This is a genomic window from Planktothrix sp. FACHB-1355 (assembly GCF_014748295.1).
Classification (GTDB): domain Bacteria; phylum Cyanobacteriota; class Cyanobacteriia; order Cyanobacteriales; family Aerosakkonemataceae; genus Aerosakkonema; species Aerosakkonema funiforme_A.
Map to the genome: position 1 here is coordinate 1 of NZ_JACJUP010000545.1, position 4,419 is coordinate 4,419.

Genomic DNA, 4,419 nt, shown 5'->3' on the forward strand with positions numbered 1-4,419 from the left:
ACGACGCTCTTCCGATCTCCTGGAAATCAATTTCCGGCGTCATAGCTGAAGTCCACGCTCAGTGGACTGAAATTTGTGCTTTTAGTCCTCTTGAGAGGACTTTCGCTATCAGCCTGGGGTTTGAACCCCAGGCGGGCTAAATAATTGACCGACATTTTAATATTTTCAAAACTTGGCGTCCTCTGCGTCTTGGCGGTTCAATTCAAAATCGCATCTACTAACAAATCGCCGCCAAACCTCACCACATCGGTACAAGGTAAACCCGTTTCTTTCTTAACTTGTTCGATCGCATCCTTCGCCGCCACATCATCTAAATGTCCGGTATTGAGTGCGATCGCAATCACTTTCACTTCCCCAAACGCACCCCCAGCACTACCAACCATCTCATACAATTTAATCGCTTCCGACAAAGGCGGAATTACAACATGAGGAAGATTGCGAATGTGAGTTTGTCCGGCGCGATGTACTAATATTAAATGTGTTGGTTGGGAACCGCGCAAAAGTGGTAATGTAGCTGTGGAACCTGGATGCAATAACGAACCTTGTCCTTCTATATATAGGATGTCGAAATCTTCTCCAAATCGCATCACCAATTGTTCGACTGCACCCGCTGCAAAATCTACCCGCACTGCATCTAGCGGTATACCATCACCGGATATCATAATACCCGCTTGTCCGGTGGCGAGAAATTTCGATCGCATTCCCCGTCGCAAGGAAGCGTGATGTAATTCCAGACAAGTTGACATTTTCCCGACTGCCATATCCGTACCGACTGCTAAGACGCGGCGACAGGAAAGCGATCGCGCTTTTGCAGTCCCAACTCTCAATCCAGCCGGTTCCTGGCGCACATCCCAAATCCATTCATTTTCTTTCACTAATCCCTGTATTTCTGGATGCGTCGCCAGTCGCGTGTGCAATCCATTGATGACTGATAATCCAGATGCTACTGCTTGTTTGATTTCCTCAAACCAGATATCTGGCAATATTCCACCTGAAGGCGCTATGCCGATCGCCAATACTTCGGGATGATAAGAAAGTGCTTCTTCTACAGAAGCAACGATCGGTACTTCGCGATTAATTCCTGTCAGTTTTGGCAATGATTCCCCAGCGCATTGCTTATCTATTACTGCTACTATTGGCGCTTCGCTGTAGCGTAACAAGGTTAGTCCGGTTTTTCCGTGAATGCCGCGAATTCCTTCGTGTAGCAAGATGGCTAGTTTTTGGTCGGGTTTGAGCATATATAGCTAGGGACTAGGGGCTAGGGACTAGGGGCTAGGGAAGATCTAAGAGGGAAAAGGTTACTCCGTAAGGGATTATGAACCAGAGGTAAGAGTTGGAGTTGTCTTAACCGACGAGAGCGGTTGCTATATAATGCAGATTTTTTTTACCGCAGATGAACGCAGATGAACGCAGATGTAATTGTAGATTTTTCGTTGGGGGAATGAATCACTGGGGATGGAGTTGAAGGGGATAGTTTCTTTGTTTATTAGTTTACTGGTTAGTTTCTCTTTTGTACATTTGGTTAGCTCGTTTATATTAAATTAGCTTATCCTTGATGGCGTTCTGTTTGAATATTTAAATCAAAAGCCCTTTTTTACCCCAAAAATAACTGAAAATCTTTTGCAACTATTGACGTAAATGCGTCGTTTGCGGTATCTTGACAGAAATGATAATCGGGGGAAGTATATCTAAATTGCTAAATGCTGTCTTACCCCAGTCTGAAAGCCTTATGTTTTCGTGTGTCTTATTTTTACTAGCTCGCTAAAATTGGCAATTTCTCGTTTGACGATGACTGGGTTTTTTGGTGTCCTCACGACCCACTTGGCGATCGCACTTGACAAATTTACTTTTTTATGTTATGGGGGCAGCTTTGCTTGCGATCGGGTGTTTTATCTCATCAATCCAAAATCCAAAATCCAAAAACTAAAATCGATTGATTCCCAAACCGGGTAGGTCGTTGGGTCGCAGGCAGCCATTTTCAATGATAGCACCTGTGAACGGATCGTCGATCAAATTGAGATGACTGTCCAAATCCAGGTAATCGGCGAGGGGGGAGAGATGGGAAAGGGCGGTATTTGCCAGGGAGCTATCGGAATAGCAACCGAACATCACCTGCAAATGATGCGATCGCGCTGTGTGGATCGTGCGGATTGCTTCAGACAAACCGCCAGATTTCATCAATTTAATATTGATGCCATCGACGCGATCGGCCAATTTGGGAATATCGCGACTGGTAAAGCAGCTTTCATCCACAAAAATGGGTAGAGGCGATTTCTGTTTGAGTGGTAACAAACTTTCCTCCTGTCCCGGTGGCAGAGGTTGTTCCACATAAACCACACCATGTTCCGCCAACCATTCGCACATTTTTACCGCATCGGACAAACTCCAACCGCCATTGGCATCGACGCTGATTTTAGCAGATGGTGCTGCTTGTCTGACAGCCGCGAACATAGCGCGATCGCTTTCAATTCCTTCGGGATTTCCCAATTTCACTTTTAGCACTTTCGCATCTATATAATTAACCCAATCGCGCACGCGCCCAACCGCAGCTTCGGGGGTATTGATGCCGACGGTGACAGAGGTGGGAACAATACGATCGCGATTTAATCCCCACATTTTCCACAAAGGCAAACCCGCCTTTTTCCCCAACCAATCGTGCAACGCCACATCCAAAGCCGCACGCGCCGCCGAGGGAAGTTGGGATGCGATCGAAAATTGTTCTATTTCTTGTCTATCGAAAGGACTGAATTTTTCTAGTGCTGGTGCGACTGACTGCAATGCCGCTAAAATTGACTCGGTTGTTTGACGTTGTTCTCCAATCGCAAAAGGCGAAGCTTCTCCCCAACCCACAATACCATCTGACTCTATTTCCACCCACACATTTGTCGTCTGAGCAGTAGTACCGCGACTGATAGTTAAGGGAAAGCGTTTGTTGACAGTAAATGTTTGAATGCGAATCTGCATATCGATTTGGGATTTGGGATTTGGGATTGGTTTCGCCTGAAAATGATGCAGCTTGACATTAGGAAGAATTTTTTGATGATTAGCCTTCAAATGAGAGGCTTGAAACCCCTTATTTTCGGTCAGTCGGGATCTTCCGGGTGTTGTTTAACGGCATTCTCTATATATAATAGATAGGCGTTGAGTTGTACTGACAGTTCATCGATAATTTCTTTGAGTTTATCGATATCCTCGATTGTCAAGAGAGAACGTTTGTAGGCTTGTCTCAAGCAATGTCTTGTTTCGTCGAGACAATCTTTCCCTATCCTGACAAAATCGCGATTGTCTTTGTAGTCGTGCGCTGTACCTTTAGCGATATTGGCACCGATGCTGTCCGCAGCAATAATAATTTGTCTGCCCAGCGTATTTTTCTCAAATTCATCCCATTTCGTCACAATTTGCCAAATCTCATTCCCCAGCTTTTCAGCGAGTCGGTAAACTTGTAATTTCTCGAAATCTGGTTTTGCCATATTTGTTTGACTTTTGACTGAGTGACTTTTCTAATCCTCATTCCCCTTGGCCGGAAAATTAAACTTCAATTCCTTTAAATTATTGAGACCGGTAGCCGAAGTGAGGTCGTACTGTAAAGGAGTGATTGTAATGTAATTATCGCGAATTGCCTTAACATCTGTAGGAATATCGAAAGGCAGATGAGGCTGAGTTTTAGGTTCCAATTCCTCCTGTAACTCTCCTGTCAACCAGTAATAAGTTTTGCCGCGAGGATCGACTCGTTTTTCAAACACATCGAAATAACGACGCACACCTTGACGGGTGATGGTAACACCTGCGATCGCATCCCACTTAACTGGCGGTACATTCACATTCAGCAACATCAACTGCGGTAAAGGTTGCTGCGCTAATTGTTCCAACAGCAGACAAGCAAACTGAGCCGCCGGTGCAAAATCTCGACAAGCGAAACTGGTAAGACTGATGGCGATACCGGGAATACCTTCAATCACACCTTCCATCGCCGCCGAAACCGTACCCGAATACAAGATATCCGTGCCTAAATTCGAGCCTTGGTTGATCCCGGAAATGACATAATCGGGGGGGCTATCCAGCAATGCCCACAATCCGAGTTTCACGCAGTCGGAAGGAGTACCCGAACAAGCCCAAGCCTTGATGGAAGGATGGAAAGTCGATTGTACCACTTCAGCGCGGATGGGGTCGTGCAGAGTCAAACCGTGTCCGGTAGCCGATCGCTCTCGATCCGGACAAACCACGCTGACATCGTGACCCGCCTCTGCCAAAGCATTGGCTAAAGTGCGGATACCCAACGCAAAAATACCGTCATCGTTACTTATAAGCAATTTCATCTATTCACAATTCCGGATTATCTCCCCATTCCGATTGTCAGAGATTATTGGTAACCGATCAAGGAGAATGGCAGAATAGGGGAGCAAGAAAATTAATCCTTTC

The 4,419-nt window shown here is 45.7% G+C and carries 4 protein-coding genes; all 4 read right to left on the reverse strand.

Features of this window, described 5'->3' with window-relative positions; all coding sequences use genetic code 11:
* Positions 1–197: 197 nt before the first annotated feature.
* Positions 198–1,238 carry a DUF1611 domain-containing protein gene (locus H6S82_RS20305; RefSeq protein WP_190473720.1) on the reverse strand — a complete coding sequence of 347 codons (1,041 nt, stop codon included), beginning with the start codon at positions 1,236–1,238 and terminating at the stop codon, positions 198–200.
* Positions 1,239–1,923: 685 nt separating this feature from the next.
* The gene (locus H6S82_RS20310) at positions 1,924–2,964 is read right to left on the reverse strand and encodes a dipeptide epimerase (RefSeq protein ID WP_190473722.1); all 1,041 of its coding nucleotides are present in this window, start codon (positions 2,962–2,964) and stop codon (positions 1,924–1,926) included.
* A gap of 119 nt (positions 2,965–3,083) precedes the next feature.
* Entirely contained in the window at positions 3,084–3,470 is a 387-nt protein-coding gene (locus H6S82_RS20315) for a four helix bundle protein (protein ID WP_190473723.1), read from the reverse strand.
* A 30-nt stretch (positions 3,471–3,500) separates the two neighbouring features.
* On the reverse strand, positions 3,501–4,316 hold the full coding sequence (gene surE / locus H6S82_RS20320; protein ID WP_190473725.1) for a 5'/3'-nucleotidase SurE: 816 nt from the start codon (positions 4,314–4,316) through the stop codon (positions 3,501–3,503).
* Positions 4,317–4,419: the final 103 nt, after the last annotated feature.

Excerpts from the sequence above, each read along its gene's own strand:
- H6S82_RS20305 (WP_190473720.1), bottom strand. The coding sequence starts at position 1,238 with ATGCTCAAACCCGACCAAAAACTAGCCATCTTGCTACACGAAGGAATT.
- H6S82_RS20310 (WP_190473722.1), bottom strand. The coding sequence starts at position 2,964 with ATGCAGATTCGCATTCAAACATTTACTGTCAACAAACGCTTTCCCTTA.
- H6S82_RS20315 (WP_190473723.1), bottom strand. The coding sequence starts at position 3,470 with ATGGCAAAACCAGATTTCGAGAAATTACAAGTTTACCGACTCGCTGAA.
- surE (WP_190473725.1), bottom strand. The coding sequence starts at position 4,316 with ATGAAATTGCTTATAAGTAACGATGACGGTATTTTTGCGTTGGGTATC.